The sequence below is a fragment of the Kitasatospora sp. NPDC005856 genome (assembly GCF_040629945.1).
Classification (GTDB): domain Bacteria; phylum Actinomycetota; class Actinomycetes; order Streptomycetales; family Streptomycetaceae; genus Kitasatospora.
In genome coordinates, this window is the sequence record NZ_JBEXWT010000224.1 from 1 (window position 1) to 1,582 (window position 1,582).

The 1,582-nt window shown below is 72.2% G+C and carries 1 pseudogene; it reads right to left on the reverse strand.

The features are described 5' to 3' along the window. Nucleotides 1-1,561 (reverse strand): annotated as a pseudogene (locus ABZ449_RS42105) (sugar-binding protein); the annotation flags it as partial. Nucleotides 1,562-1,582: the final 21 nt, after the last annotated feature.

Sequence of the window (1,582 nt, forward strand, 5' to 3'; positions counted from 1 at the left end):
TGGTCTCCAGGCAGCGCTCGGCGGTGCCGAAGTCGACCCGGCCCATCGGCTTGACGGTGGCCGAGTGGAGGTCGCCCTGCTGCTGGCCGTACTCGATGTGCTCCAGGCGCCCGCCGCGCACGTAGGGGGTGCGGTCGGTGGCCTTGAGGTTGCGCCCGTAGTTGTTGGTCTCGGGGGTGTACCAGTAGGTGATGTCGTTGCCGTGGGCGTCGACCACCAGGTCCAGGTTCCACCGCCAGCCCTGCTGGCACCACGAGGACGCGAAGTCGGCGCCGTTGCACGGCTCGCCCGCGTTGTTGCCGAACACCGGCACCGTGTACACGGACTTGGTCTCCGGCTTGCCCGCCGACCAGTTCGGCAGGCGGTTGTAGCCGAAGTAGTAGCTGGTGCCGTCGGTGGTGGTGGCGCGGAAGTACTCGCCGTCGTTGTCGCCGTTGCCGCGAGAACCGTCCCGCAGGCGCACGACCTTGGTGGCGTCGTCGTTCTTGATCCGCCACTCGTCGCCGGAGACCGGGATCAGCTCACCGGAGTGCCCCGCGAAGCTGATCGTCGCGTTGTCCGTGCCCCAGCACAGGTCGCCCGGGCTGACCGTGCCGGTCTTCGGCGCACCGTCGTCCGCGCACGCCTTGTAGCTGCGCTCGACGAAGCCGGGCGACAGGTCGAAGCCGTCGCCGGCCCAGGAGGCCTGGTTGTTGCTGTTGGCCGTGCGGCCGTCGATCGCACCGGAGTTGTAGGACAGGCCGAGCTTCGGGGTGAGCCCGCCGGGCATCGCGGTCAGCGGCATGTCGTACGACCAGGTGAACGCGCCGCTGTTCAGCGCGGTCGACCAGCTCGACGCGCTCGACAACGGCGTGGCCTTGTAGTCGCCGCTGGGGCCGGCGCTGCCGGTGGTGGCGGCCAGCACCATCGCACCGGAGGTGGACTGCAGGCGCATCGACCCGGCCGGAGCCGTGGTCAGGGCGTCCGCAGCGACGGTCTGCCTCGCGACGTCGTTGCCACCCGGCAGCGGGGTCTGCACCCGGCACTCGGGCAGCTCGGGCGTGGTCAGCGCGCACTGCGGCAGGCGCACCAGCTTCAGGCGCGAGCCGAATCCGGAGCCCGCGGCCTGGGCGAAGGACGAGTAGTCGACGGCCAGGCCGCCGTTCTCGTCCGCGCCCGTGACCGTCAGCAGCACGCCGTTGATCCCGGCCCTGGCGGCGGCGTCCTGGCCGAGCAGCTCGACCTTCGCCTTGCCCGCCGAGCCCGCGGAGGAGAGCGCGACCGGCAGCGTGCCGGCCTTGACGCCCTTGCCCTTCTCGCCGGGCACGTCGACGGTGGCGCTGCCCGCGCCGGGCAGGGCGCCGTGCCTGCCGTCCGCCGTGCTGACGGTGGTGTCGGCCTTGCGGCCCTTGGCCTTGGCGTCCGAGCCCTTGACCGGCTTCTCGGGCGAGACCGCCGAGGGCTTGGTGTACGGTTCCGCGGCCGCCGCGACGGCGGCCAGCGGCAGCGCCGGCAGCAGCGACCCGACCAGCGTGCCCGCGATGACCGCGGACACCCTGGTACGGGCCGGCAGCCGCAGCACCGACCTCTTCCTGCTCATGGG